Source organism: Janibacter sp. YB324 (genome assembly GCF_014217915.1).
Taxonomy (GTDB): domain Bacteria; phylum Actinomycetota; class Actinomycetes; order Actinomycetales; family Dermatophilaceae; genus Janibacter; species Janibacter indicus.
In genome coordinates this window covers 572,371-595,387 of the sequence record NZ_CP060120.1, presented here as the reverse complement: position 1 = coordinate 595,387, position 23,017 = coordinate 572,371, and the positions used below count along the sequence as shown (strand labels likewise).

Here is a 23,017-nt window from a genome sequence, read left to right as displayed (position 1 = left end):
GTGCGCGGCCCGGCCACGTAGGCTGCGGCCATGACCGGCCTGACCATCGCACTCGTCGGCGCGCCGGACTGGCCGGACGCCCCCTTCGTCGCCCGGGCGGTGGCCGCACTGGCCCCCGACGCGAGCGTACGGTGGCTGCCCGCAGGGGCCGCCCTGACACCCGACGTCGACGGCGTCTGGCTCCTCGCGCCGCCGGCGCAGGCACCGGCGACGACCCACGACACGACGACCGGCTGGGCCCTGCAGCTCGGCGTTCCGGTCCTCGGCCCCCTTCGCCCGGACGAAGGGGGGAGCCTCACCCCCTCCCCCGGCAGCCGCCTGGCGGCCATCGGCGGCGAGGCTCCGGTCGACCTGCCGACGCACACCGGCTCCGCCCGTCCCGGGCGCGACTACGTCGCCGCCCCGGGGACGATCTGGTTCGCGCAGGCCCACCGGGGCGCCGAGCCCGCCGTCGTCACCGCGGGGGGATCCCCCTTCGCCACGCTCACCGACTTCCCCGCCGCGACCGCCGACGGGGTCCACCCGCTGGCCCTCGACCTCGTCGCGGCGGCCCGCCAGCGCGCCGCCAGCCGCCACGCCCCCGCGGTCGCGCCGACCACCGGCTCCTCGCTCACGCCGCTGCCCGACGACGAGCCGCGCAGCTACGTGCACCAGATGCGCACGGCCGGCTACCGCTGGTGGCGCCCCTTCCTCGCGCTGGGGGCGGGCATCGCCACGTGGTTCGTCCTCGCGATGGCCCTGAGCATCGCGTGGTTCGTCCTCGACCCCTCGCTGCTCGAGAGCGGCGGCAGCACCGCCGACATCGACCCCGCCGACCCGGTGACGATGCTCATCAGCAACCTCACCCTCGCCGCGCTCATCCCCGCAACGCTCGTCGCGACCCGGGTCGGCCACTGGCGGCCGATGGGCCGGCTGTGGTCGGTCGCCGGGCGCATCCGCTGGCGCTGGCTGACCATCGCCTCGGCCGTCACCCTCGTCGTGTGGGGCGGCTACCTCGCCGCGGCCTGGGTGCTCTCCGGCGAGCAGCCCACCGAGCGGCCCGCCCACTGGCCCTGGCTGCTCGTCATCACCCTGCTCACCACGCCGCTGCAGTCGGCCGGCGAGGAGGTCGCCTTCCGCGGCGGGATCCTCCAGGGCGTCGGCGCATGGATCAAGCGGCCGGTCGTCGCCCTCGTCGTCGGCACCGTGCTGTCCGCGGCGACCTTCGCCCTGGCGCACACCTCGCTCGACCCGTGGGTGCTGCTCGACCTCGGCGGCATGGCGGTCGCCTGCTGCTACCTCACGTGGCGCACGGGCGGCCTCGAGGCCGCCATCGTGCTGCACGTCGTCAACAACCTCGTGATCATCCTCGGCCTGACGATGCTCGGCGGCCTGTCCGACGCCTACGTCACCGAGGAGACGACGAGCACCGCCGCCTCGGGTGGCCTCGGGGTCGCGGCGACCTTCGTCATGACGGCGATCCTGCTGTGGCTGGCGCGACGGGCCGGCGTGGCCCCCAAGGGCTTCGGCCGCCCGGCCCTCTCCCCCGACCCCCGGTAGACCGCATTTCTAAAGGTCGTGCGACCGGGGTTCGCATTTCCTTAAGGTCGTGCGACCCGGGGCCGCATTCCTCAAGGTCGTGCGGCCAGGTCGCTCGAGAAGGCCGCGATGATGCGGGCGGCACCGTCGACGGCGCTCACCTCACCGGTGCGCACGCCGGGGGTGATCTCGGCGAGCAGCTCGCGCACCTGCGGCGAGCGCCGCACGGCATCCCGCAGCTCGGCGTCGACCATCGCCCACATCCACTCACGCTGCTGCTCGGCCCGGCGGGCGTGCAGCGAGCCCTGCTCCTCGAGCCACTCGCGGTGCTCGAGCACCGCAGCCCACACGTCGTCGAGACCGTCGCCGGTCTGCGCGCTGCAGGTGAGCACGGGAGGGCGACGGGCGTCGGGGTCGGAGTTCATCAGGCGCATCGCGCCGGAGAGCTCCCGGGCGGCGACCCGCGCGTCGCCGGCGTGCTCACCGTCGGCCTTGTTGACCGCGATGACGTCGGCCATCTCGAGGATGCCGCGCTTGATGCCCTGCAGCTGGTCACCGCCGCGGGCGAGCGCGAGCAGGAGGAAGGTGTCGACCATCTCGGCGACCGCGACCTCGGACTGACCGACGCCCACGGTCTCGACGAGCACGACGTCGAAGCCCGCGGCCTCGAGCACGAGCATCCCCTCACGGGTGGCGCGGGCGACCCCACCGAGGTGCGCGCCCGACGGCGACGGCCGCACGAAGGCATCCTCGCTCGCCGTCAGCTGCGCCATCCGGGTGCGGTCACCGAGGACCGACCCGCCGGTGCGGGAGCTGCTCGGGTCGACGGCGACGACGGCGACCCGGTGACCGCGCTCGATGAGCCGGGTGCCGAGCGCGTCGATGAAGGTCGACTTGCCGGCCCCCGGGATGCCCGAGATGCCCACGCGCATGCCCTGCCCGGTGTCGGGCGCGATGAGCGCGAGCAGCTCGCGAGCCCGCTCCCGGTGGTCCGGGCGCGAGGACTCCACGAGCGTGATCGCCCGGGCGATGTGGGCGCGCGAGCGCTCCCGCACCCCCCGGGCGAGGTCGGCGACCGACTCAGGCATCGGTGCCGGCGGCCCGCTCCCGCAGGCGGTCGACGAGACGGCCGGCCGCCTCGGCGATGACCGTGCCCGGCGGGTAGATGTCGTCGGCACCGGCGGCACGCAGCTCGTCGAAGTCCTGATCGGGGATGACGCCACCCACGACGATCATCAGGTCCTCGCGGCCGAGGGCGTCGAGCTCCTGGCGCAGCGCCGGCACGAGGGTCAGGTGACCCGCGGCCAGCGACGACACCCCGACGACGTGCACGTCGCCCTCGACGGCCTGACGGGCCACCTCGCCGGGGGTCTGGAAGAGCGGGCCCACGTCGACGTCGAAGCCGAGGTCGGCGAAGGCGGTCGCGATGACCTTCTGGCCGCGGTCGTGGCCGTCCTGGCCCATCTTGGCGACGAGGATGCGGGGGCGGCGCCCCTCGGCCTGCTCGAAGTCGTCGACCTTGGCCAGGACCTCGTCCACGGCGCCACCCTTGCCAGCCTCGTCCCGGTACACACCCGAGATCGTACGGATCTGCGCGGTGTAGCGGCCGTAGACCTCCTCGAGCGCGGACGAGATCTCGCCGACGGTCGCCTTGGCCCGGGCCGCGTCGATCGCGAGCGCGAGCAGGTTGGTCTCCATGGTGCCGCCGTCGGCCCGGGCCGCCTCGGTGAGGGCTGCGAGGGCGGCGCGGGTCTCCCCTTCGTCACGCTCGGCACGCAGCCGCTCGAGCTTGGCGATCTGCGAGGCGCGGACCGCGGCGTTGTCGACCTTGAGGATCTCGATGGCCTCGTCGGCGGTGCTCTCGGTGACCGGGTAGGTGTTGACGCCGATGACCGGCTGCTGGCCGGAGTCGATGCGCGCCTGGGTGCGGGCGGCCGCCTCCTCGATGCGCATCTTGGGGATGCCGGCCTCGATGGCCTTGGCCATGCCGCCGGCGGCCTCGACCTCCTCGATGTGGGCCCAGGCCCGCTGCGCGAGGTCGTGCGTCAGGCGCTCGACGTAGGCGCTGCCGCCCCACGGGTCGATGACGCGCGTCGTGCCCGACTCCTGCTGGAGGACCAGCTGGGTGTTGCGGGCGATGCGCGCGGAGAAGTCCGTCGGCAGCGCGATCGCCTCGTCGAGCGCGTTGGTGTGCAGGCTCTGCGTGTGGCCTTGGGTGGAGGCCATCGCCTCGACGCAGGTGCGCACGACGTTGTTGTGGACGTCCTGGGCAGTGAGGCTCCAGCCGGAGGTCTGCGAGTGGGTGCGCAGCGACAGCGACTTGGCATTGCCCGGCTCGAAGTTCTCCTTGACCAGGCGCGCCCACAGCAGGCGGGCCGCGCGCAGCTTGGCCACCTCCATGTAGAAGTTCATGCCGATGGCCCAGAAGAAGGACAGCCGGGGCGCGAAGGCGTCGACGTCCATGCCCGCGGCCTTGCCCGCCCGGATGTACTCGATGCCGTCGGCGAGCGTGTAGCCGAGCTCGAGGTCCTGCGTCGCCCCGGCCTCCTGCATGTGGTAGCCGGAGATCGAGATCGAGTTGAAGCGCGGCATCCGCTGGCTGGTGAAGGCGAAGATGTCGGAGATGATCCGCATCGAGGGAGCCGGCGGGTAGATGTAGGTGTTGCGGACCATGAACTCCTTGAGGATGTCATTTTGGATGGTGCCGCTCAGCTGCTCCGGGCTCACCCCCTGCTCCTCGGCCGCGACGACGTAGAGCGCGAGGACCGGCAGGACCGCGCCGTTCATCGTCATCGACACGCTCATCCGGTCCAGCGGGATCCCGTCGAAGAGGGTGCGCATGTCGTAGATCGAGTCGATGGCGACACCGGCCATGCCGACGTCGCCGGACACGCGCGGGTGGTCGCTGTCGTAGCCGCGGTGGGTGGCCAGGTCGAAGGCGACCGACAGGCCCTTCTGCCCGGCCGCGAGGTTGCGCCGGTAGAAGGCATTGGACTCCTCGGCGGTCGAGAAGCCGGCGTACTGCCGGATCGTCCACGGCTGGTTGACGTACATCGTCGGGTAGGGCCCGCGGAGGAAGGGGGCCGCGCCGGGGGCGGTCTCGAGGAAGTCGAGGTCGGCGGTGTCGGCCTCGGTGTAGACCGGGGCGACCTCGATCTTTTCCGGGGTCTCCCAGCCGTCGGCCGCACCGGGGGTGGCGTCGAGAGCCTGCTGCCAGCGCTCGGCGGCGTCGGCGGACGGGGCTCCGTCGCCGAGGTCGACGGTGTCGAAGCTGGGGATCTGCGCGCTCATGCGTCTGCTCCTGCCTGCGGGGCGCTCGGGGCGCCGAGGAGATCAAGAAGTTCTGCGAGGAAGTCCACGATATTGATGCCGTCGCGGACCTCGCCGTCGACGGTGGTGTCGCCGAGCTCGGCGGCCTTGCCGGCGACGAGGACCCGGCCGACGCCGGCGGAGCGAAGGGAGGCCACGCTCGCCTCGGCGTGGGCCGAGTAGCCCGCGGCGGACGAGGCGATGATCGCGGCGGGCGAACCCTGGGCCGCGGTCAGGTCGGCGTCGGGACCGTCGACCTCGATGACCTCGGGGCGGATGCCCGCGACGCCGAGGAGGTTGGTGACGAAGGTCAACCGCGCCGTGTGCTCGCGCGCCGGCCCCAGGGCCAGCACCGGCACGCTGACGTCCCCGCCGGCCGTCCGCTCGCGCAGCGCCTCGAAGATCTCGGCGTCGCGACGGCGGGGCAGGCCACCGGTGGGCTCGGTGCGCGGCGTGCGGCTCAGCAGGGTCTCGCCGGCCAGCGGGAAGGTCGAGGTGCCGGTGATCGGCAGCGCCCGCGTGGCCAGCGCGGCGTCGCGCTCGGCGCTCGTCGCGGCCAGACGCTCGGCGACGGTGCCCGCGGCCAGGGCGGCGGCCGCTCCCCCGGCGGCGTCGAGCTGCCCGAACCACGTCCACGCCGCGCGGGCGAGGTCGTCGGTGAGCGACTCGACGTAGGCCGAGCCACCGGCCGGGTCGGCGACCCGGGCGATGTTGGACTCCGACGACAGCAGGGACTGGGTGTTGCGGGCGACCCTGCGGGAGAAGGCGGTCGGCAGGCCGAGTGCGTGGTCGTAGGGCAGCACGGTGATCGCGTCGGCGCCACCGGCGGCGGCCGCGAAGCAGGCGATGGTGTCGCGCAGGATGTTGACCCACGGGTCGGTGCGCGTCTGCATGCGCCACGAGGTGACGGCGTGCACCCACGCGCCGCGGTCGGCCTCGGGGACCTCGAGCACCTCACCGACGCGCGCCCAGGTGCGGCGCAGGGCGCGCAGCTTGGCGATGGTCGTGAACTGGTCGGCGGTCGCGGCGACGCGGAAGTCGATCCGGCGGAAGGCCTCGGCCGGCTCGACGCCCGCCTCGGCGAGGTGCCGGACGTAGTCGAGGGCGGTGGCCAGGGCGAGCGCGATCTCGTCCTGGTCGCTCGCGCCGGCGTCGTGGTGGACCCGGGTGTCGACGGTGATGGCGCGCACCCCGGTGAAGCGGTCGGTGCACGTGGCGACGGCCTCGGCGAGCGGGGTCAGGTCGGCCGAGCCGCCGACGGTGGCGACGCGACCGATGGGGTCGTGCCCGAGGCTGCCGCGGACCACGGCGGGGTCGACCCCCTTCGCCTCCCAGGCGGCGACGAGCGCGGCCGCCGCGGCGGTCTGGTCGTCGGTGGAGCTGACGACGACGGGGGCGAGGTCGACCATGACGTCGGTGAGGACCTCGGCGACGTCACCGGGGGCGATGCCGTCGGCGCCGACGTGCAGCCACACCGAGCTCACGCCACGCTCGAGGTCGTCGAGCACGGCCGCGCGGCTCGCGGCGGCGTCGGGGTCGTCGTGCAGCTGGCGCACGTCCCACGGCAGGTCGGGGTTGCGCGGGCCACGGCCACGGGTGAAGGGCATCGCACCCGGCAGGCCGAGGGCGGCACCGGGCTGCGGCCAGTAGATCGGCTCGATGTCGACGCCGCCGGGCAGGTGGCTCGCGAGGGCCTCGCGGGCGCCGGCGCCGTCGACCTTGCGGTCGTCGGGGCGCGACTTGTTGACCACGGCGGCGGCCAGGTCGGCCCACGCGTCCGGGGCCACCGGGGCGAAGCCCTCGGCCAGTCCCATGACGTCGTCGCGTGCAGGGGGAAGGGTCATCCTCGAAACGCTCCTCATCGACCCGGCCGCGTCGTCACGGCGTCGGACATGACTGGTCTCGCACCCTACCGACCGACCCGCCGGGGCGAAGGGAGTGTCCAGCGTCGCGTGGGCCACACCGCTCCGCTCCCTGAGGAGGCCGGAGGGACGGCTCAGTCCAGCGGGCCGAAGGGGGCGCCTCGCGCGGTGAGCTCGGCCTCGCCGCCGTCGAGGGCGGTGAGCACCCACAGGCCGCGCTCGGTGAGCGCGACGGTGTGCTCCCAGTGGCTGGCGACGGCGCCGTCGTCGGTGGCGACGGTCCACTCGTCGGGCAGGACGTGGTTGGCCTGGTCGCCGAGGGTGACCATCGGCTCGATGGCCAAGGTCGTGCCGACGGGCGTGCGCGGCCGACGCCCGGGCTCGCGGTAGTTGGGCACATTGGGCGGCAGGTGCATGTGCTCGCCGATGGCGTGGCCCGTGTAGTCCTGGACGATCCCGTAGTCGACGCCGTCGTCGCGGGCATCGTCGGTGATCGAGTCCTCGACCGCGCCACCGATGTCGTTGAGGTCGCCGTCGGGACGAAGGGCGGCGAGCCCCGCCCAGAGGGAGCGCCGGGTGACGTCGTTGAGCCGGACCGCGGCCGGGTCACCGGCGTCGTCACCGCCGACGACGAGGGTGATGGCGCTGTCGCCGTTCCAGCCGTCGACCTCGGCGCCGCAGTCGATGCTCAGCAGGTCGCCGTCGCGCAGCACCCGGTCGCCCGGGATGCCGTGGACGATCTCGTCGTTGACCGACGTGCACAACGTGTTGACGTAGCCGGGGACGAGCTGGAAGTTGGGCACTCCCCCGCCGCTGCGGATGAAGTCCTCGGCGAGGGCGTCGAGCTGCCCGGTGGTGACGCCGGCGCGGACCTCGCCGCGCAGCATCTCCAGGGTGCGGCCGGTGAGCAGACCCGCCACGCGCATCGCCCGGATCTGGTCCGGGGTGCGCGGGCGGATCCGCTCACGGCCGAAGAGGGACACGGGTCAGGCGCCCAAGGCGGCGACGATGCGCTCGGCGACCTCGTCGACCTCGCCCTCGCCGTCGACCTGCACGAGCAGGTTGCGCTCGCCGTAGGCGTCGGACAGCGGCTTGGTCTCGCGGTGGTAGATGGTCATCCGCTCGCGGATGACCTCCTCGGTGTCGTCGACGCGACCCTCGAGCTCGGCGCGCTTGAGCAGGCGCTGGACGACGACCTCGTCGTCGACGACGAGCTCGAGCACCTTGTCGATCGAGTGGTCGGTCTTGGCCAGCATGGCGTCGAGCGCCGTGACCTGGGCCGTCGTGCGCGGGTAGCCGTCGAGGAGGAAGCCGGGGGCGGCGTCGTCCTGGGCCAGCCGGTCCTCGACGATCGCGTTGGTGATGTCGTCCGAGACGTATCCGCCGGAGGCGAGGATCTCCTTGACCTGGAGACCGAGCTCGGTCTCGTTCTTGATGTTGGCGCGGAAGATGTCACCCGTGGAGATCGCGGGGATGCCGTAGTGCTCGGCGATCCGGCCGGCCTGCGTGCCCTTGCCGGCACCGGGGGGACCCAAAATGATCAGACGCATCAGCGGAGGAATCCTTCGTAGTGGCGTTGCTGGAGCTGGGACTCGATCTGCTTCACCGTCTCCAGACCGACCCCAACCATGATGAGGATAGAGGTACCGCCGAAGGGGAAGTTCTGGTTGGCCCCGACGAGCACGAGGGCGATGAGCGGGATCAACGAGACCAGAGCGAGGTAGATGGCGCCCGGCACGGTGATCCGGGTGAGCACGTACTGGAGGTATTCGGCCGTGGGTCGCCCGGCGCGGATACCGGGGATGAAGCCCCCGTACTTCTTCATGTTGTCGGCCACCTCGGTCGGGTTGAAGGTGATCGAGACGTAGAAGAAGGTGAAGAAGAGGATCATCGCGGTGAAGACCGCCATGTAGATCGGGTGGTCACCCGTGACGAGATAGGTGTTGATCCAGTCGACCCAGGCCGGGTTGTCACCCGTCGGGTCGGTCTGGAACTGCGCGATCATCTGCGGCAGCGCGAGCATCGAGCTGGCGAAGATCACCGGGATGACGTTGGCCATGTTGACCTTGATCGGGATGTACGTCGAGGTGCCGCCGTACATCTGCCGGCCGACCATCTTCTTGGCGTACTGCACCGGGATGCGGCGTTGGCTCTGCTCGACGAAGACGACCGCGGCGATGATGACCAGGCCGATGGCGATGACGAGGAAGAAGATGTCCCAGCGGCCGTCGCGCTGCTGGATCGCCCACAGCGACCCGGGGAAGGTCGCGGTGATCGAGGTGAAGATCAGCAGGGACATGCCGTTGCCGACGCCCTTGTCCGTGACGAGCTCGCCGAGCCACATGATCAGGCCCGTACCGGCGGTCATCGTGAGGACCATGAGGATGATCGAGAACATCGAGTCGCGGTAGAGGATCGGCCCGCACTCGGCGTTGTTGAACAGACTCGCGGGGTTGCGCGCGAAGGTGATGAAGGTGGCCGACTGCAGCACGGCGAGGGCGATCGTCAGGTAGCGCGTGTACTGCGTCATCTTCGCCTGGCCCTGCTGCCCCTCCTTCTTCAGCTGCTCGAAGCGGGGGATGACGACCGTGAGCAGCTGCACGATGATGCTCGCGGTGATGTAGGGCATGATCCCCAGCGCGAAGATCGACAGCTGGAGCAGGGCGCCACCGCTGAAGAGGTTGGCCATCCCGAGGAAGTTGTTGCCCGCGTCGTCACGCGCACCGGCGATGCAGTCCTGCACCGCGGTGTAGTTGACGTTGGGCGTCGGCACGTGGGAGCCGAGGCGGAAGAGCACGATGATGCCCAGCGTGAAGAGCAGCTTGCGCCGCAGGTCGGGCGTCTTGAACGCCCGGGTGAAGACGGAGAGCACGTGGGTTCCTCCAGGACGGTGCCGGGGTGCAGATGTGAGCTGCAGGCAGGAGCCCGCCGGCGGCGGGCAACCTGTCAGACGATACCTGTCGCGACTGCGAGATCGCGACGTGACCCGCGTCCCCCTTCGTCACAGGGGGCCGGGAGACGCGTCGAGGCCGCCCCGGGATCGGGACGGCCTCGACACGGTGGACCGAAGGGGGTCAGCGAGCGGTGATGCTGCCGCCAGCCGCCTCGATCTTGTCCTTGGCGCTCGCGGAGAAGGCGTCGACCGTGAGGTCGACCTTCACCGTGATCTCGCCGGACCCGAGGACCTTGACCGGGTGTCCGCCACGGACGGCACCCTTGGCCACGAGCTCCTCGACGCCCACGCTGCCGCCCTCGGGGAAGAGGGTGGAGATGCGGTCGAGGTTCACGACCTGGTACTCGGTCTTGAAGGGGTTCTTGAAGCCACGGAGCTTCGGCAGACGCATGTGCAGCGGCGTCTGACCGCCCTCGAAGCGCTCCGGCACCTGGTACCGGGCCTTGGTGCCCTTGGTACCGCGGCCGGCGGTCTTGCCCTTGGAGCCCTCACCGCGACCCACACGGGTCTTCGCGGTCTTGGCGCCGGGGGCCGGACGCAGGTGGTGCACCTTGAGCGCGTGGGTCGAGCCCTGCTCCGGGTTCGGGGTGGCCTTGGAGTCAGCCATGATCAGTCAACCTCCTCGACGGTCACCAGGTGGCGAACCGTCTGGACCATGCCACGGATCTCCGGGCGGTCCTCCTTGACGACGACGTCGCCGATGCGCTTCAGACCGAGGCTGCGCAGGGTGTCGCGCTGGTTCTGCTTGCCACCGATCTCGGAACGGGTCTGGGTCACCTTGAGCTGAGCCATCACGCACCCGCCTTTGCCTTCTCGGCGGCCTCGGCGCGGCCAGCAGCCTGGGCGCGCAGCATGGCAGCCGGGGCGACCTCGTCCAGGGGCAGACCGCGGCGAGCCGCGACGGCCTCCGGACGCTCGAGACCACGCAGGGCCTCGACCGTCGCGTGGACGATGTTGATCGCGTTGTCCGAGCCGAGGCTCTTGGACAGCACGTCGTGGATGCCGGCGCACTCGAGGACCGCACGCACCGGGCCACCGGCGATGACACCGGTACCGGGGCTGGCGGGGCGCAGCATGACGACACCGGCCGCGGCCTCACCCTGGATGGGGTGCGGGATCGTGCCCTGGATGCGCGGGACGGTGAAGAAGTTCTTCTTCGCCTCCTCGACACCCTTGGCGATCGCGGCCGGGACCTCCTTGGCCTTGCCGTAGCCGACACCGACGGTGCCGTCACCGTCACCGACGACGACGAGGGCGGTGAAGCTGAAGCGGCGACCACCCTTGACGACCTTGGCGACACGGTTGATGGTCACGACGCGCTCGAGGAACTGGCTCTCGTTGCGGTCACGGCCACCGTCACGACGGTCACGGCCACCGCCGCGGTTGTCACGACGGTCGTTGTTGGAGCGCTCGTTGGTGCCTGCGGCACCGGCGCCTCGACGCTGGGGTCCGGGCATCAGATGTTCCTCTTCTCGACGTTCTGGGTCTGCATCACAGCGTCAGACCCCCTTCGCGGGCGCCGTCCGCGATCGCGGCGACGCGACCGTGGTAGCGGTTGCCACCGCGGTCGAAGACCACGGCCTCGACACCAGCGGACTTGGCGCGCTCGGCGACGAGCTCACCGACCTTCTTGGCCCGCTCGGTCTTGTCGGCCTCGAGCGCACGCACGTCGGCCTCCATGGTCGACGCGGACGCGACGGTCTTGCCGACCGTGTCGTCGACGACCTGGACGAAGACGTGACGGCTGCTGCGGGTGACCACCAGCCGCGGACGCGCCGCGGTGCCGGTGACCTTCTTGCGCAGGCGCAGGTGGCGACGCCCGCGAGCGGCGCTCTTGCCCTTGGCACGCTTGACGATCTTGGCCATGGGTTACTTACCAGCCTTTCCGACCTTGCGACGGATGTGCTCGCCCTCGTACCGGACACCCTTGCCCTTGTACGGGTCGGGGCGGCGGAGCTTGCGGATGTTGGCAGCGGTCTCGCCGACGAGCTGCTTGTCGATGCCCTGGACGCTGAAGCGCGTGGGGTTCTCGACGTTGAAGCTGATCCCCTCGGGGGGCCTCGATGACGATCGGGTGGCTGTACCCGAGCGCGAACTCGAGCGAACCGCCCTTGTTCTGCACGCGGTAACCCGTGCCGTGGATCTCGAGCTTCTTCTCGTAGCCCTCGGTGACACCGACGACCATGTTGTTGATGAGGCTGCGGGTCAGGCCGTGGAGCGAGCGCGACTCGCGCTCGTCGTCGGGACGCTTGACCTCGACGCCGGCCTCGGTCTTCTCGACCGTGATCGGCTCGGTCACGTTGACCTGCAGCTCGCCCTTGGGGCCCTTGACCTTGACGGTCTGGCCCTCGATGGCGATGTCGACACCGCTGGGGATGGCGACCGGGGAGTCGTCCGATTCGCGACATGTCTGCTTCCCCTTACCAGACGTAGGCGAGGACTTCCCCGCCCACACCCTTGGTTGCGGCCTGCTTGTCGGTGAGAAGGCCGGAGGACGTGGAGATGATCGCCACGCCCAGGCCGCCGAGCACCTTCGGCAGGTTGGTGGACTTCGCGTAGACACGCAGACCGGGCTTGGACACCCGGCGCACGCCCGCGATGGAACGCTCACGGTTGGGGCCGTACTTGAGGTTGATCGTCAGCGTCTTGCCGACGGTCGCCTCCTCGACCTCCCACCCCGCGATGAAACCCTCGGCCTGGAGGATCTCCGCGATGTGCGACTTGAGCTTGGAGTACGGCATGGAGACAGCGTCGTGGTGCGCCGAGTTGGCGTTCCGGACGCGGGTCAGCATGTCCGCGATCGGGTCGGTCATGGTCATGGGCTCTGCCTGCCCCTTCTCACCGCGGTTTCCCCTGGGGACCTTCGGTGTCGTGGTGTTGAAACGTGGTGGCCCGCTGCAGGGTTCTGCGCGAGCAAAGCGAGCTGGTGGCTCCGGGCGATTACCAGGAGGACTTGGTGACGCCGGGGAGCTCGCCGCGGTGGGCCATCTCCCGAAGGCACACGCGGCACAGGCCGAACTTGCGGTAGACCGAGTGCGGCCGGCCGCAGCGCTGGCACCGCGTGTACCCGCGGACCTTGAACTTCGGCTTCTTGTTCGCCTTGTTGATCAGGGCGGTCTTCGCCATGTCAGTTCTCCTTGAAGGGGAAGCCCAGCTGCTTGAGCAGCGCGCGGCCCTCGTCGTCGTTCGTCGCGGTCGTGACCACGGTGATGTCCATGCCGCGGACGCGATCGATCTTGTCCTGGTCGATCTCGTGGAACATCGACTGCTCGGTCAGACCGAAGGTGTAGTTGCCGTTGCCGTCGAACTGCTTGGGGTTCAGGCCACGGAAGTCGCGGATACGGGGCAGCGCGATCGCCGTGAGGCGGTCGAGGAACTCCCACATGCGGGCGCCGCGCAGCGTGACGTGGCAGCCGATCGGCATGCCCTCGCGCAGCTTGAACTGCGCGATGGACTTGCGGGCCTTGGTGACCTGCGGCTTCTGACCGGTGATGGCGGTCAGGTCGCGGATCGCGCCCTCGATGAGCTTGCTGTCCTTGGCGGCGTCACCGACGCCCATGTTGACGACGACCTTGACGACGCGGGGGACCTGCATCGCGTTGCCGTAGCCGAACTGCTCCTGCAGCGCGGGCACGACCTGGTCGCTGTACTTGCCCTTGAGGCGCGGGGCCTCGACGGTGGTCTCGATGGTGTCAGTCATGCTCAGAGGTCCTTGCCCGAGCGGCCCGCGACGCGGGTGCGGCTCGCCTTGGTGCGACCGTCACGCTCGACGGTCTCGACGCGGGTCTTGATGCGGGTCGGCTTGTTGTCCTCCGGGTCGACGATCGCCACGTTGCTCACGTGGATCGACGCCTCGGACACGACCAGGCCACCGGCCTGGCCGCCGAAGCCGGCCTTGGTGTGGCGGGTGACCCGCTGGACACCCTCGACCACGACGCGCTCGGTCTCGGTGTTGACCGAGATGACCTTGCCCTGCAGGTCCTTGTCCTTGCCGGACAGCACCTGGACGAGGTCGCCCTTCTTGATCTTGAGCTTGGCCATGGATCAGATCACCTCCGGTGCGAGCGAGACGATCTTCATGAACTTCTTGTCGCGCAGCTCGCGACCGACCGGGCCGAAGATGCGCGTCCCGCGCGGCTCGCCGTCGGCCTTGAGGATGACGGCGGCGTTCTCGTCGAACTTGATGTAGGAACCGTCGTTACGACGACGCTCCTTGGTGGTGCGGACGATGACGGCCTTGACGACGTCACCCTTCTTGACGTTGCCACCGGGGATGGCGTCCTTGACGGTGGCGACGATGGTGTCGCCGACGCCGGCGTACCGGCGGCCGGAGCCACCGAGCACACGGATGCACAGGATCTCCTTGGCACCGGTGTTGTCGGCGACGCGCAGTCGCGACTCCTGCTGGATCACTTCTCACTCCTGTCGTCGAGCTGGTTCTCGCTCGCGGCGAGCCTGGCCGAACTGATGTGGTCTATGCCGGTGCGAAGGGGGCGGTGCCCCCTTCGCGTCCGGGGTGGCCTTACTTGGCCTTCTCGAGGATCTCGACGATGCGCCAGCGCTTGTTGGCCGACAGCGGTCGCGTCTCCATGATGAGGACGTGGTCGCCGACGCCGGCGGTGTTGTCCTCGTCGTGCGCCTTGACCTTGGAGGTCTTGCGCATGACCTTGCCGTAGAGCGCGTGCTTGACGCGGTCCTCGACCTCGACGACGACGGTCTTGTCCATCTTGTCGCTGACGACGTAGCCGCGGCGCGTCTTGCGGTCGTTGCGCTCGGAGGTGGTCACGGTCTCATCCTTCACGTTCTCACTCACTTCGACGCTCCGATCCCGAGCTCGCGCTCACGCATCTCCGTGTAGATCCGAGCGATGTCCTTGCGGACCGCGCGGAGGCGGCCGTGGTTCTCCAGCTGGCCGGTGGCCGACTGGAAGCGGAGGTTGAACAGCTCCTCCTTGGCCTTGCGCAGCTCGTCGACCAGGCGGTCGTCGGTCAGCTCACGCAGCTCGGCCGGGGTCAGGTCCTTGGATCCGACTGCCATCAGTTGACACCACCCTCACGCACGACGAAGCGGCACTTCATCGGCAGCTTGTGCATCGCCAGGCGCATGGCCTCGCGTGCGACGGTCTCGTCCACACCGGAGATCTCGAACATGATCCGGCCCGGCTTGACGTTGGCGACCCACCACTCGGGCGAGCCCTTACCGGAACCCATGCGGGTCTCAGCCGGCTTCTTGGTGAGCGGGCGGTCCGGGTAGATGTTGATCCAGACCTTGCCGCCACGCTTCATGTAGCGCGTCATGGCGATACGAGCCGCCTCGATCTGGCGGTTGGTGACGTAGGCCGGCTCGAGAGCCTGGAGGCCGTAGTCACCGAAGGAGACGGCGGTGCCGCCCTTCGCCATGCCGGAGCGCTTGGGGTGGTGCTGCTTGCGGTGCTTGACCCGTCGGGGGATCAACATCTCAGGACTCTCCCTCGGTCTTGGCCGGGGCCTCGGCAGCGGGAGCCTCAGCGGGGGCGGCGGCCTGGGCCTGACCCTCGTTGCGGTCGCCGCGGCGGGCGCGGGCGGGACGGTCGTCGCGGTCGCGACGCGGGCCACGACCACGGGGAGCAGCGGTCGCCTGCTGGGCCGCGAACTCCTTCTCGGTCATGTCGCCCTTGTAGATCCAGACCTTGACGCCGATGCGGCCGAAGGTCGTGCGGGCCTCGTAGAAGCCGTAGTCGATGTTGGCGCGGAGCGTGTGCAGGGGCACGCGGCCCTCGCGGTAGAACTCCGAGCGCGACATCTCGGCGCCACCGAGGCGACCGGAGCACTGGATCCGGATGCCCTTGGCACCGGCGCGAAGGGAGGACTGCATCCCCTTGCGCATGGCGCGGCGGAAGGTCACGCGGGCAGCGAGCTGCTCGGCGATGCCCTGGGCGACGAGCTGGGCCTCGATCTCGGGGTTCTTGACCTCGAGGATGTTCAGCTGGACCTGCTTGCCGGTGAGCTTCTCGAGCTCGCCGCGGATGCGGTCGGCCTCGGCGCCACGGCGACCGATGACGATGCCCGGGCGCGCGGTGTGGATGTCCACACGCACGCGGTCACGGGTGCGCTCGATCTCGACGCGGGCGATGCCGGCGCGCTCCATGCCCGTGGACATGAGCTTGCGGATCGCGACGTCTTCCTTGACGTAGTCGCGGTAGCGCTGACCCTCCTTGTTGGAGTCGGCGAACCAGCGGCTCTTGTGGTCGGTGGTGATGCCCAGACGGAAGCCGTGCGGGTTGATCTTCTGACCCATCAGCGGGTCCCTCCCTTCGCGGCCTTCTCAGGCTTGCTCGTCACGAGGACGGTGATGTGGCTGGTGCGCTTGTTGATCCGACCGGCGCGGCCCTGGGCCCGCGGACGGAAGCGCTTCATCGTGGGGCCCTCGTCGACGAAGGCGGAGGAGATGACGAGGTTGCGCTCGTCGAAGGGCTCCCCGGCCTCGTCGGCCTTGACGCGCAGGTTGGCGATGGCGCTCTGCAGGACCTTGAGGGTCGGCTCGGCCGCACCCTGGGGGGCGAACTGCAGGGTCGCGATCGCGGTCTGGGTGTCCTTGCCGCGGATCATGTCGACGATGCGACGCGCCTTCTGCGGCGTGACCCGCACGTGGCGGGCGGAGGCGCGGGCGACCAGCGTCTCCTGCTCGGTGGTCTCGGTGGCAGGCATCAGCGACGACGTCCCTTCTTGTCGTCCTTCACGTGACCGCGGAAGGTGCGGGTCGGTGCGAACTCGCCGAGCTTGTGACCGACCATCGCCTCGGTGACGAACACCGGGACGTGCTTGCGGCCGTCGTGCACGGCGAAGGTGTGGCCGAGCATGTCCGGCGAGATCACCGAACGGCGCGACCAGGTCTTGATGACGTTCTTGGTGCCCGCTTCGTTCTGGACGTCGACCTTCTTCTGAAGGTGGTCGTCGATGAAGGGGCCCTTCTTCAAACTACGAGGCATGTCCAAAGGCTCCTATCAGCGCTTCTTGCCGGTGCGGCGGCGACGGACGATGAGCTTGTCGCTCGCCTTGCCGGGACGCCGGGTACGGCCCTCGGGCTTGCCCCAGGGCGAGACGGGGTGACGGCCACCGGAGGTCCGGCCCTCGCCACCACCGTGCGGGTGGTCCACGGGGTTCATCACGACACCACGGACGGTCGGGCGCTTGCCCTTCCACCGCATGCGGCCGGCCTTGCCCCAGTTGATGTTCGACTGCTCGGCGTTGCCGACCTCGCCGACGGTGGCGCGGCAGCGCACGTCGACGCGACGGATCTCACCGGAGGGCATGCGCAGGGTCGCGTAGGGACCCTCCTTGCCCAGCAGCTGGATGCTGGTGCCGGCGGAACGAGCGAGCTTCGCTCCCCCACCCGGACGCAGCTCCACGGCGTGGATCGTCGTACCGGTCGGGATGTTGCGCAGCGGCAGGTTGTTGCCCGGCTTGATGTCGGCCGAGGGGCCGTTCTCGATGACCGTGCCCTGCGTCAGCTTGTTCGGCGCCAGAATGTAGCGCTTCTCGCCGTCGGCGTAGTGCAGCAGCGCGATGCGGGCGGTGCGGTTGGGGTCGTACTCGATGTGAGCGACCTTCGCCGGGATGCCGTCCTTGTCGTGGCGACGGAAGTCGATGACGCGGTAGGCGCGCTTGTGGCCACCACCGATGTGACGGGTGGTGATGCGACCGGAGGCGTTGCGGCCACCGGACTTGGTGAGCGGGCGAACGAGCGACTTCTCCGGCGTGGAGCGCGTCACCTCGACGAAGTCGGCGACGGAGCTGCCGCGACGACCCGGGGTGGTCGGCTTGTACTTACGGATTCCCATGTTGTCCTTGTCCTCTCCGTCAGCCCTGGCCGCCGAAGATGTCGATCGTGCCCTCGCGGAGGGTGACGATCGCGCGCTTCGTGTCCTTGCGCTTACCGGTGCCGAACCGCGTGCGTCGGGCCTTGCCGACACGGTTCATCGTGTGCACGGAGTCGACCTTGACGCCGAAGATCTGCTCGACGGCGATCTTGATCTCGGTCTTGTTGGCCCGCGGGTCGACGATGAAGGTGTACTTCCCCTCGTCGAGCAGGCCGTACGACTTCTCCGACACGACGGGACGGATCAGGATGTCGCGCGGGTCCTTGAGCTGGGACGCAGTCACTTGCTGTCCTCCTCGGTCTTGGGCGCGGGCCCGGCGAGGAAGGCCTCGAGAGCCGCCTGGGTGAAGACGACGTCGTCGGCGCACAGCACGTCGTAGGTGTTGAGCTGGTCAGCAGCCAGGACGTGCACGTCGGCGAGGTTGCGCACCGACTTCCACGCGGTGTCGTTGTCGCGCTCGATGACGACGAGCAGGTTCTTGCGCTCGCTCAGGCCACCGAGGACGTTCGCGACGTTCTTGGTGGAGGGGGTGTCCCCGTCGACCAGCGCGCTGAGCACGTGGATGCGGCCGTGACGCGCCCGGTCGGAGAGGGCACCGCGCAGGGCGGCGGCCTTCATCTTCTTGGGGGTGCGCTGCGCGTAGTCACGCGGCTGCGGGCCGTGGACGGTGCCACCGCCGGCGAACTGCGGCGCCCGGGTCGAACCCTGGCGGGCGCGGCCGGTGCCCTTCTGGCGGTAGGGCTTGCGGCCACCACCGCGGACGTTGCCGCGGGTCTTGGTCGCGTGGGTGCCCTGGCGCGCGGCGGCGAGCTGGGCGACGACGACCTGGTGGATCAGCGGGACGTTGACCTGCACGTCGAAGATCTCGGCGGGCAGCTCGACGGTGCCGTTGGCAGCGCCCTGCGGGCTGATGATGTCGATGGTCGGCACGTCAGGCTCCCTTCACCGCGGTGCGGACGAGGACGACGCCGCCGCGGGGGCCGGGGACGGCGCCCTTGACGAGCAGCAGACCCTTGTCGGCGTCCACGGCGTGGATCGTGAGGTTCTGGGTGGTCTGGCGCACGCCGCCCATGCGGCCGGCCATGCGCATGCCCTTGAAGACGCGACCCGGGGTGGCGCAGCCACCGATCGAGCCGGGCTTGCGGTGGTTGCGGTGCGCACCGTGCGAGGCGCTGACACCGGCGAAGCCGTGGCGCTTCATGACACCGGCGAAGCCCTTGCCCTTGGTCGTGCCGGTGACGTCGATGGCCTGCCCGGACTCGAACAGCTCGACGGTCACCTCCTGACCCAGGGAGTACTCGGAGGCGTCGGCGGTGCGCAGCTCGACGAGGTGACGGCGCGGGGTCACGCCGGCCTTGGCGAAGTGGCCGCTCTTGGGCTGGTTGACCTTGCGGGGGTCGATGGCGCCGTAGGCGATCTGGACGGCGTCGTACCCGTCGGTCTCCGCGTTGCGGACCTGGGTGACGACGCACGGGCCGGCCTGGATGACGGTCACGGGCACGAGGCGGTTGTCCTCGTCCCAGACCTGCGTCATGCCGAGCTTCTCGCCGAGCACGCCCTTGACGGTCTTGGTGGCAGTGGTAGTCATCTCGTTCAGCCTCAGAGCTTGATCTCGATGTTGACGTCAGCCGGGAGGTCGAGACGCATCAGCGAGTCGACGGCCTTGGGCGTCGGGTCGATGATGTCGATGAGGCGCTTGTGGGTGCGCATCTCGAAGTGCTCGCGGCTGTCCTTGTACTTGTGGGGCGACCGGATGACGCAGAACACGTTCTTCTCCGTGGGCAGCGGCACGGGGCCCACCACCGTCGCGCCGGCACGGGTCACGGTGTCGACGATCTTCCGCGCCGAGTTGTCGATGACCTCGTGGTCATACGACTTCAACCGGATGCGGATCTTCTGTCCCGCCATCTTGTGTCCGTCTCTCTCTCGCCGTCTTGCCTTGGTCTGTGTCGGTCGGCCTGGCCTCCGACCCACGCGGTCGGGTGTGTCGCACCCGCTCCGCGACGCGACGACGTGCCGAAGGGCAGGTCGTGCGATCTGGTCGTCGACCCGGTCGAACCGGATCGTGCTTCGTGTCCGATGTGTCGCCCCGCCTCAGGCGGTTCGATGCGTTGTCATCGGGAGGGCGATGGCACCTGGCGACCGGGGCAAAGTCCGATCGCGGCGTCACCGCACAACAAGCAACCTGAACAGTGTGCCAGAGCCTGCTGGCTCAGACCAAATCGGGCCGGGGCGGTGCTTGACAGCCCCGGCCGCGGCTCTCCGGAGCGGTCGGCGAGGGCCCTCTCGGGCGACCGAGTCAGTCCTGGTCGGCCAGGTCTGCGGTCGAGCGACCCTGGTCGCGCAGCCCGTCGATGCGCAGGGAGCGGGCCTCCTCGCGCACGGCCTCCTCGGCCTCCTCGGCAGCGTCGGACTTCGTCGTGTCACGCAGCGGGAGGAGCAGCTCCTCCTCGGCCGCCATGCCGGCCTGCAGCTGGCGGGAGCGCTCGATCTCGGAGTCGACCTCGGCACCGAGGAGCAGGACGTTGTTGAGGATCCACAGCCACAGCAGGAAGACGATGACGCCGGCCAGCGAGCCGTAGGTCGCGTTGTAGGAGCCGAAGTTGGAGACGTAGAAGCCGAAGGCGACGGACGCGATGATCGCCACGACGATCGCGACGGCCGCACCGGGGCTGAGCCAGCGGAACCTCGGCTGCTTGACGTTGGGCGTGGCCCAGTAGAGCAGGCCGACCATGAAGGTGACGACGAGCATGATGACCGGCCACTTGGCGAGGTTCCACGTGGTCACCGCGGCATCGCCGAGGCCGATGGTGTTGCCGATGGCCCGGGCCAGGTCGCCGCTGACGGCGACCGACATGATCGTGGCGGCGGCGAGGACGAGCAGCACCGCGGTGACCGCGAGCTGCATGGGCCGCAGCTTGATGAAGCCCCGCCCCTCGGGGACGTCGTAGATCTTGTTGAGCGCCCGGCCGAAGGCCCCGACGTACCCCGAGGCCGACCACAGCGCACCGGCGATACCGACGACGAGTCCGAGGCCGGCGCCGCTGGAGTTGACCATCTGGTCGATCGGGCCCTCGAGGATGTCGACGACGTTGTCCTGGCCCAGCTGGCCGATGACGTCGAGGAGGGTCTTCTTCGTCTCGTCGGGGTCGCCCACGAGACCGATGATCGAGACGAGCGCCAGCAGCCCGGGGAAGATCGACAGCACCGCGAAGTAGGTGAGCGCGGCGGCCAGGTCGGTGCACCCGTCGGCGCTGAACTCCTTGATCGCCCGCTTGAAGGCGAAGACCCAGCTGCGCTTCTTCATCTGGCGCAGGGTCGGCTTGGCCACCTCGTCGAGGCCCTCCTCCTCAGGGGCGAGGTCCTCGGTCGTGGTGCTCTCGTCGGTGGCCATGTGGCGTGGTCTCCGTGGTCGGGTGCAGCGGTCGTCACCACCTTAGGCCGAAGGGGGCCTGACCTCCCGTTGTCACACGCCAACGCGCCCACCGCCCCGACGGGCGATGGGCGCGAGGGGCCAGTGGTTCGCTCAGTCGTTGGGCGAGCTGCAGACGCTCAGCAGTGGTCCAGCACCAGCCGCGAGGGTGAAGTTTGCCGACTCGCCCAGGACCGTCATCGTGTAGGTCCCGAGGACGTTGATGTTCAGCCCGGCCGGGAAGACCCTGACGGGCACCGTCTGCCCTGCCGGAATTTCGTTCTGGAGCGTCGCAGTGCTGATGTCGGAGCCGAAGGTGAGGATGCCAGCGTTGAGCTCCACGAGTGCAGGCACACCGATTGAAGCGAGCGCGCCACCCGTCAGCGAGACCGGGGTCCCCGCCGGGATGGAGCAGTCGGGGCCAGCGGTGATCGTGAAACTCGCCTCGGGCGACAGGAGGCCGATGAGATTGCAGTTGGCGACGCCCAGAGTGATGTCATCGCCGGTGCACACCGGGTTCGGCGAGGCGGCGAGGGCGGGGGCGGTGGCCGCGACGGTGACGGCGGGGACGGCCCAGGCGGCCCCCTTCGCGATCTGACGGCGCGACGGACCGGCGGTGGTGATGTCCTTGGACAAGGCGGGGCTCTCTCTGCGGACAGGCGCGGGTCAGGTGCGCCGCGCGGATGCCACGGCCGGGTCCAGGGTCCTCCCCCCGGGCGAGCGACTCCCTGTCGAGGCACCCACGCGCGAGACTAGGGACACTCCCGCGGCCCCACCTCCAATGCACCCAGAAGGACTAGAGCCACCCGGACACGACGAGCGCGCGGTGCAGTCCTTCGCGGGTCTCGGTCCCCCGGTGGCCCGCCTTGGCGCGGATGTTGGCGACATGCGCCTTGAGGGTACGTTCGCTGATCCCGAGTCGGCGCGCGACGTCCGCCCGCGGGTGGTCCGACCACTCGACGAGATAGGCCCGGGCGACGTGCTGCTCCGTCGGGGTCAACCGCGTCATCGCCTCGGGCGGCGCCGGCCACGGCACGACCTGCCCGGCGAGCACGCGGCGGACGACGTCGACGACCTCGTGCGGGGGGCGGAGCATGGAGACGTAGGCCGCGGCCCCGGCCGCGCGCACCGCCGCGACGCGTGGCGAAGGGAGGACCCCACCCCACACGACCGTCGGCCGGCCCTTCGCCCGACGATGCTCGAGCAGATCAGGGAGGTCGGGCAGCAGGACACCCGCGACGAGAAGTCCGTCGACGTCACCACCTTCGTCGACGGTCCGGGCGTCGAGACCGCCCGCGACGAGGACCGAGGTCACAGCATCCGCGTGCAGCCGCCATCGCGACCAGACGCTGACCACCGGCTCGGGGGACATGGGAGCATCGTGCCCGATGTCCACCGCCACCCGCATCGACCTCGTCCACACCTCTCCCGTGGTGACGACGGCGCTGCGCCGCGAGCTGCAGTCCGGGCCCCAACCGCTGCGGGTGACGACGGCCGTCCACGCGTGGGTCGACTTCCAGCGCGAGTGGGACTTCGCCGGTGACTACGTCGTCGTCGACGCCCAGCTCGACGACCACCTGCCGCTCGCCGTCAAGGTGCGCGCCCTGCGTCGACTCGGCTCCCACCCAATCGTCATCGGGCCGGGACGGCACTCCCCCTTCGCCCGCCGGGCAGGCGCCGAGGGTGCGACCGCGTGGATCGAGCCGACCCAGGGTCTGGGCGCGACCGCCGACACCATCCGCGCGATCGCCGCGGGCAGGACACCCGACATCGCGCGGATCGAGCCGGCGGGGGCGCCCGACGTCCGGCTGACCGACCGCCAGCTGCAAGTACTCGCCCTCTTCGTCGCCGCTCGCGGACACTCCCCCGCCCATCTGGCCCGGGTGCTCGCCCTGCGCACCGAGACCGTCCGCAGCCACATCGAGCGTGGGCGGGCTCGCTACCGGGACGCCGGCCACGCGACCAACAACCGGGCGGCGCTGCGCTCGGCGCTGGTCGCCGACGGCTGGACCTACGACCCGCAGGTGTGGATCGACTCAGGGCGGCCGTGACACGACGCAGGGCCCGCCTTCCCTGACGGGGAGACGGGCCCTGCGTGGATGCTG

At 70.2% G+C, this 23,017-nt stretch carries 31 protein-coding genes and 1 pseudogene; 2 read left to right on the top strand and 30 right to left on the bottom strand.

Annotated elements, in window-relative coordinates; all coding sequences use genetic code 11:
* The first annotated feature begins 30 nt into the window (after nucleotides 1-30).
* Nucleotides 31-1,539 (top strand): CPBP family intramembrane glutamic endopeptidase, encoded by a 1,509-nt coding sequence (locus H7A72_RS02975; protein WP_185221578.1) that lies wholly within the window; start codon nucleotides 31-33, stop codon nucleotides 1,537-1,539.
* A 71-nt stretch (nucleotides 1,540-1,610) separates the two neighbouring features.
* On the opposite strand, the gene meaB is transcribed toward H7A72_RS02975, so the two are convergent.
* The 30 genes and pseudogenes from meaB to H7A72_RS02825 form a co-directional block, all read right to left on the bottom strand.
* The gene (gene meaB / locus H7A72_RS02970; RefSeq protein WP_185221577.1) at nucleotides 1,611-2,606 is read right to left on the bottom strand and encodes a methylmalonyl Co-A mutase-associated GTPase MeaB; all 996 of its coding nucleotides are present in this window, start codon (nucleotides 2,604-2,606) and stop codon (nucleotides 1,611-1,613) included.
* Nucleotides 2,599-4,809: a methylmalonyl-CoA mutase gene (gene scpA, locus H7A72_RS02965; protein ID WP_185221576.1), complete on the bottom strand. Its 2,211-nt coding sequence runs from the start codon at nucleotides 4,807-4,809 to the stop codon at nucleotides 2,599-2,601. Before scpA ends, meaB begins: the two co-directional genes overlap by 8 nt.
* On the bottom strand, nucleotides 4,806-6,671 hold the full coding sequence (locus tag H7A72_RS02960) for a methylmalonyl-CoA mutase family protein (RefSeq protein ID WP_223277755.1): 1,866 nt from the start codon (nucleotides 6,669-6,671) through the stop codon (nucleotides 4,806-4,808). The genes scpA and H7A72_RS02960 overlap by 4 nt, the downstream gene beginning before the upstream one ends.
* Nucleotides 6,672-6,823: 152 nt before the next feature.
* Nucleotides 6,824-7,672 (bottom strand): type I methionyl aminopeptidase, encoded by an 849-nt coding sequence (gene map, locus H7A72_RS02955; RefSeq protein ID WP_185221575.1) that lies wholly within the window; start codon nucleotides 7,670-7,672, stop codon nucleotides 6,824-6,826.
* A gap of 3 nt (nucleotides 7,673-7,675) precedes the next feature.
* A complete protein-coding gene (locus H7A72_RS02950) occupies nucleotides 7,676-8,239 on the bottom strand; it encodes an adenylate kinase (RefSeq protein WP_185221574.1) in 564 nt (187 codons plus the stop codon).
* Nucleotides 8,239-9,561 carry a preprotein translocase subunit SecY gene (gene secY, locus H7A72_RS02945; RefSeq protein WP_072623781.1) on the bottom strand — a complete coding sequence of 441 codons (1,323 nt, stop codon included), beginning with the start codon at nucleotides 9,559-9,561 and terminating at the stop codon, nucleotides 8,239-8,241. The genes H7A72_RS02950 and secY overlap by 1 nt, the downstream gene beginning before the upstream one ends.
* 202 nt (nucleotides 9,562-9,763) lie before the next feature.
* Entirely contained in the window at nucleotides 9,764-10,249 is a 486-nt protein-coding gene (rplO, locus tag H7A72_RS02940) for a 50S ribosomal protein L15 (RefSeq protein ID WP_185221573.1), read from the bottom strand.
* A gap of 2 nt (nucleotides 10,250-10,251) precedes the next feature.
* Nucleotides 10,252-10,434, bottom strand: coding sequence for a 50S ribosomal protein L30 (gene rpmD, locus H7A72_RS02935; protein ID WP_072623779.1), 183 nt, complete (start codon nucleotides 10,432-10,434; stop codon nucleotides 10,252-10,254).
* Complete coding sequence (gene rpsE, locus H7A72_RS02930; RefSeq protein WP_072623778.1) at nucleotides 10,434-11,099, bottom strand: 30S ribosomal protein S5; 666 nt, start codon at nucleotides 11,097-11,099, stop codon at nucleotides 10,434-10,436. Before rpsE ends, rpmD begins: the two co-directional genes overlap by 1 nt.
* A gap of 34 nt (nucleotides 11,100-11,133) precedes the next feature.
* Nucleotides 11,134-11,508: a 50S ribosomal protein L18 gene (rplR, locus tag H7A72_RS02925; protein WP_072623777.1), complete on the bottom strand. Its 375-nt coding sequence runs from the start codon at nucleotides 11,506-11,508 to the stop codon at nucleotides 11,134-11,136.
* A 3-nt stretch (nucleotides 11,509-11,511) separates the two neighbouring features.
* Nucleotides 11,512-12,050, bottom strand: a pseudogene (rplF, locus tag H7A72_RS02920) (50S ribosomal protein L6).
* A 12-nt stretch (nucleotides 12,051-12,062) separates the two neighbouring features.
* Complete coding sequence (gene rpsH / locus H7A72_RS02915) at nucleotides 12,063-12,461, bottom strand: 30S ribosomal protein S8 (protein ID WP_072623775.1); 399 nt, start codon at nucleotides 12,459-12,461, stop codon at nucleotides 12,063-12,065.
* Nucleotides 12,462-12,582: 121 nt separating this feature from the next.
* Entirely contained in the window at nucleotides 12,583-12,768 is a 186-nt protein-coding gene (locus tag H7A72_RS02910; RefSeq protein WP_007924699.1) for a type Z 30S ribosomal protein S14, read from the bottom strand.
* Between the two features lies 1 nt (nucleotide 12,769).
* A complete protein-coding gene (gene rplE / locus H7A72_RS02905; RefSeq protein ID WP_072623774.1) occupies nucleotides 12,770-13,342 on the bottom strand; it encodes a 50S ribosomal protein L5 in 573 nt (190 codons plus the stop codon).
* 2 nt (nucleotides 13,343-13,344) lie between these two features.
* On the bottom strand, nucleotides 13,345-13,683 hold the full coding sequence (gene rplX / locus H7A72_RS02900; RefSeq protein ID WP_185221572.1) for a 50S ribosomal protein L24: 339 nt from the start codon (nucleotides 13,681-13,683) through the stop codon (nucleotides 13,345-13,347).
* Between the two features lie 3 nt (nucleotides 13,684-13,686).
* Complete coding sequence (rplN, locus tag H7A72_RS02895; RefSeq protein WP_068315433.1) at nucleotides 13,687-14,055, bottom strand: 50S ribosomal protein L14; 369 nt, start codon at nucleotides 14,053-14,055, stop codon at nucleotides 13,687-13,689.
* 109 nt (nucleotides 14,056-14,164) lie between these two features.
* A complete protein-coding gene (rpsQ, locus tag H7A72_RS02890) occupies nucleotides 14,165-14,428 on the bottom strand; it encodes a 30S ribosomal protein S17 (RefSeq protein WP_370543554.1) in 264 nt (87 codons plus the stop codon).
* Nucleotides 14,429-14,451: 23 nt separating this feature from the next.
* Nucleotides 14,452-14,679 (bottom strand): 50S ribosomal protein L29, encoded by a 228-nt coding sequence (rpmC, locus tag H7A72_RS02885; RefSeq protein WP_072623771.1) that lies wholly within the window; start codon nucleotides 14,677-14,679, stop codon nucleotides 14,452-14,454.
* Nucleotides 14,679-15,098 (bottom strand): 50S ribosomal protein L16, encoded by a 420-nt coding sequence (rplP, locus tag H7A72_RS02880; protein ID WP_072623770.1) that lies wholly within the window; start codon nucleotides 15,096-15,098, stop codon nucleotides 14,679-14,681. Before rplP ends, rpmC begins: the two co-directional genes overlap by 1 nt.
* Nucleotide 15,099: 1 nt before the next feature.
* Nucleotides 15,100-15,918 carry a 30S ribosomal protein S3 gene (rpsC, locus tag H7A72_RS02875; protein ID WP_072623769.1) on the bottom strand — a complete coding sequence of 273 codons (819 nt, stop codon included), beginning with the start codon at nucleotides 15,916-15,918 and terminating at the stop codon, nucleotides 15,100-15,102.
* Nucleotides 15,918-16,328: a 50S ribosomal protein L22 gene (gene rplV, locus H7A72_RS02870; protein WP_084450021.1), complete on the bottom strand. Its 411-nt coding sequence runs from the start codon at nucleotides 16,326-16,328 to the stop codon at nucleotides 15,918-15,920. The genes rpsC and rplV overlap by 1 nt, the downstream gene beginning before the upstream one ends.
* Nucleotides 16,328-16,609: a 30S ribosomal protein S19 gene (gene rpsS / locus H7A72_RS02865; protein WP_007924678.1), complete on the bottom strand. Its 282-nt coding sequence runs from the start codon at nucleotides 16,607-16,609 to the stop codon at nucleotides 16,328-16,330. Before rpsS ends, rplV begins: the two co-directional genes overlap by 1 nt.
* A gap of 15 nt (nucleotides 16,610-16,624) precedes the next feature.
* Nucleotides 16,625-17,461, bottom strand: coding sequence for a 50S ribosomal protein L2 (gene rplB, locus H7A72_RS02860; protein ID WP_072623767.1), 837 nt, complete (start codon nucleotides 17,459-17,461; stop codon nucleotides 16,625-16,627).
* A 19-nt stretch (nucleotides 17,462-17,480) separates the two neighbouring features.
* Nucleotides 17,481-17,783, bottom strand: a complete 303-nt coding sequence (gene rplW / locus H7A72_RS02855; RefSeq protein ID WP_185221570.1) for a 50S ribosomal protein L23 — start codon at nucleotides 17,781-17,783, stop codon at nucleotides 17,481-17,483.
* Nucleotides 17,780-18,430, bottom strand: a complete 651-nt coding sequence (gene rplD, locus H7A72_RS02850; RefSeq protein WP_185221569.1) for a 50S ribosomal protein L4 — start codon at nucleotides 18,428-18,430, stop codon at nucleotides 17,780-17,782. The genes rplW and rplD overlap by 4 nt, the downstream gene beginning before the upstream one ends.
* A gap of 1 nt (nucleotide 18,431) precedes the next feature.
* On the bottom strand, nucleotides 18,432-19,088 hold the full coding sequence (gene rplC / locus H7A72_RS02845) for a 50S ribosomal protein L3 (protein WP_084450019.1): 657 nt from the start codon (nucleotides 19,086-19,088) through the stop codon (nucleotides 18,432-18,434).
* An 11-nt stretch (nucleotides 19,089-19,099) separates the two neighbouring features.
* Nucleotides 19,100-19,408 carry a 30S ribosomal protein S10 gene (gene rpsJ, locus H7A72_RS02840; RefSeq protein WP_007924661.1) on the bottom strand — a complete coding sequence of 103 codons (309 nt, stop codon included), beginning with the start codon at nucleotides 19,406-19,408 and terminating at the stop codon, nucleotides 19,100-19,102.
* Between the two features lie 391 nt (nucleotides 19,409-19,799).
* Complete coding sequence (locus tag H7A72_RS02835) at nucleotides 19,800-20,894, bottom strand: YihY/virulence factor BrkB family protein (RefSeq protein WP_185221568.1); 1,095 nt, start codon at nucleotides 20,892-20,894, stop codon at nucleotides 19,800-19,802.
* 132 nt (nucleotides 20,895-21,026) lie between these two features.
* Nucleotides 21,027-21,548, bottom strand: coding sequence for a hypothetical protein (locus H7A72_RS02830; protein WP_185221567.1), 522 nt, complete (start codon nucleotides 21,546-21,548; stop codon nucleotides 21,027-21,029).
* Between the two features lie 160 nt (nucleotides 21,549-21,708).
* Nucleotides 21,709-22,284 (bottom strand): response regulator transcription factor, encoded by a 576-nt coding sequence (locus tag H7A72_RS02825; protein WP_185221566.1) that lies wholly within the window; start codon nucleotides 22,282-22,284, stop codon nucleotides 21,709-21,711.
* A gap of 16 nt (nucleotides 22,285-22,300) precedes the next feature.
* Between H7A72_RS02825 and H7A72_RS02820 the strand changes: the two genes are divergently transcribed.
* The gene (locus tag H7A72_RS02820; RefSeq protein ID WP_185221565.1) at nucleotides 22,301-22,963 is read left to right on the top strand and encodes a response regulator transcription factor; all 663 of its coding nucleotides are present in this window, start codon (nucleotides 22,301-22,303) and stop codon (nucleotides 22,961-22,963) included.
* The last annotated feature ends 54 nt before the right edge of the window (nucleotides 22,964-23,017 follow it).

What these genes read in the sequence shown, in the direction of transcription:
- H7A72_RS02960 (WP_223277755.1), bottom strand. Translation starts at nt 6,671, where the DNA reads ATGACCCTTCCCCCTGCACGCGACGACGTCATGGGACTGGCCGAGGGC.
- meaB (WP_185221577.1), bottom strand. Translation starts at nt 2,606, where the DNA reads ATGCCTGAGTCGGTCGCCGACCTCGCCCGGGGGGTGCGGGAGCGCTCG.
- rpsE (WP_072623778.1), bottom strand. Translation starts at nt 11,099, where the DNA reads ATGCCCGGACCCCAGCGTCGAGGCGCCGGTGCCGCAGGCACCAACGAG.
- H7A72_RS02910 (WP_007924699.1), bottom strand. Translation starts at nt 12,768, where the DNA reads ATGGCGAAGACCGCCCTGATCAACAAGGCGAACAAGAAGCCGAAGTTC.
- rplC (WP_084450019.1), bottom strand. Translation starts at nt 19,088, where the DNA reads ATGACTACCACTGCCACCAAGACCGTCAAGGGCGTGCTCGGCGAGAAG.
- rplE (WP_072623774.1), bottom strand. Translation starts at nt 13,342, where the DNA reads ATGACTGACACCATCGAGACCACCGTCGAGGCCCCGCGCCTCAAGGGC.
- rpmC (WP_072623771.1), bottom strand. Translation starts at nt 14,679, where the DNA reads ATGGCAGTCGGATCCAAGGACCTGACCCCGGCCGAGCTGCGTGAGCTG.
- H7A72_RS02825 (WP_185221566.1), bottom strand. Translation starts at nt 22,284, where the DNA reads ATGTCCCCCGAGCCGGTGGTCAGCGTCTGGTCGCGATGGCGGCTGCAC.
- H7A72_RS02975 (WP_185221578.1), top strand. Translation starts at nt 31, where the DNA reads ATGACCGGCCTGACCATCGCACTCGTCGGCGCGCCGGACTGGCCGGAC.
- rplR (WP_072623777.1), bottom strand. Translation starts at nt 11,508, where the DNA reads ATGGCCAAGATCGTCAAGCGTGCCAAGGGCAAGAGCGCCGCTCGCGGG.
- rplO (WP_185221573.1), bottom strand. Translation starts at nt 10,249, where the DNA reads ATGGCTGACTCCAAGGCCACCCCGAACCCGGAGCAGGGCTCGACCCAC.
- scpA (WP_185221576.1), bottom strand. Translation starts at nt 4,809, where the DNA reads ATGAGCGCGCAGATCCCCAGCTTCGACACCGTCGACCTCGGCGACGGA.
- rpsH (WP_072623775.1), bottom strand. Translation starts at nt 12,461, where the DNA reads ATGACCATGACCGACCCGATCGCGGACATGCTGACCCGCGTCCGGAAC.
- rplP (WP_072623770.1), bottom strand. Translation starts at nt 15,098, where the DNA reads ATGTTGATCCCCCGACGGGTCAAGCACCGCAAGCAGCACCACCCCAAG.
- rplX (WP_185221572.1), bottom strand. Translation starts at nt 13,683, where the DNA reads ATGGCCAAGCTCAAGATCAAGAAGGGCGACCTCGTCCAGGTGCTGTCC.
- H7A72_RS02820 (WP_185221565.1), top strand. Translation starts at nt 22,301, where the DNA reads ATGTCCACCGCCACCCGCATCGACCTCGTCCACACCTCTCCCGTGGTG.
- rplB (WP_072623767.1), bottom strand. Translation starts at nt 17,461, where the DNA reads ATGGGAATCCGTAAGTACAAGCCGACCACCCCGGGTCGTCGCGGCAGC.
- H7A72_RS02950 (WP_185221574.1), bottom strand. Translation starts at nt 8,239, where the DNA reads ATGCGTCTGATCATTTTGGGTCCCCCCGGTGCCGGCAAGGGCACGCAG.
- rpsJ (WP_007924661.1), bottom strand. Translation starts at nt 19,408, where the DNA reads ATGGCGGGACAGAAGATCCGCATCCGGTTGAAGTCGTATGACCACGAG.
- rpsS (WP_007924678.1), bottom strand. Translation starts at nt 16,609, where the DNA reads ATGCCTCGTAGTTTGAAGAAGGGCCCCTTCATCGACGACCACCTTCAG.
- rplV (WP_084450021.1), bottom strand. Translation starts at nt 16,328, where the DNA reads ATGCCTGCCACCGAGACCACCGAGCAGGAGACGCTGGTCGCCCGCGCC.
- rpsC (WP_072623769.1), bottom strand. Translation starts at nt 15,918, where the DNA reads ATGGGTCAGAAGATCAACCCGCACGGCTTCCGTCTGGGCATCACCACC.
- rpmD (WP_072623779.1), bottom strand. Translation starts at nt 10,434, where the DNA reads ATGGCTCAGCTCAAGGTGACCCAGACCCGTTCCGAGATCGGTGGCAAG.
- H7A72_RS02835 (WP_185221568.1), bottom strand. Translation starts at nt 20,894, where the DNA reads ATGGCCACCGACGAGAGCACCACGACCGAGGACCTCGCCCCTGAGGAG.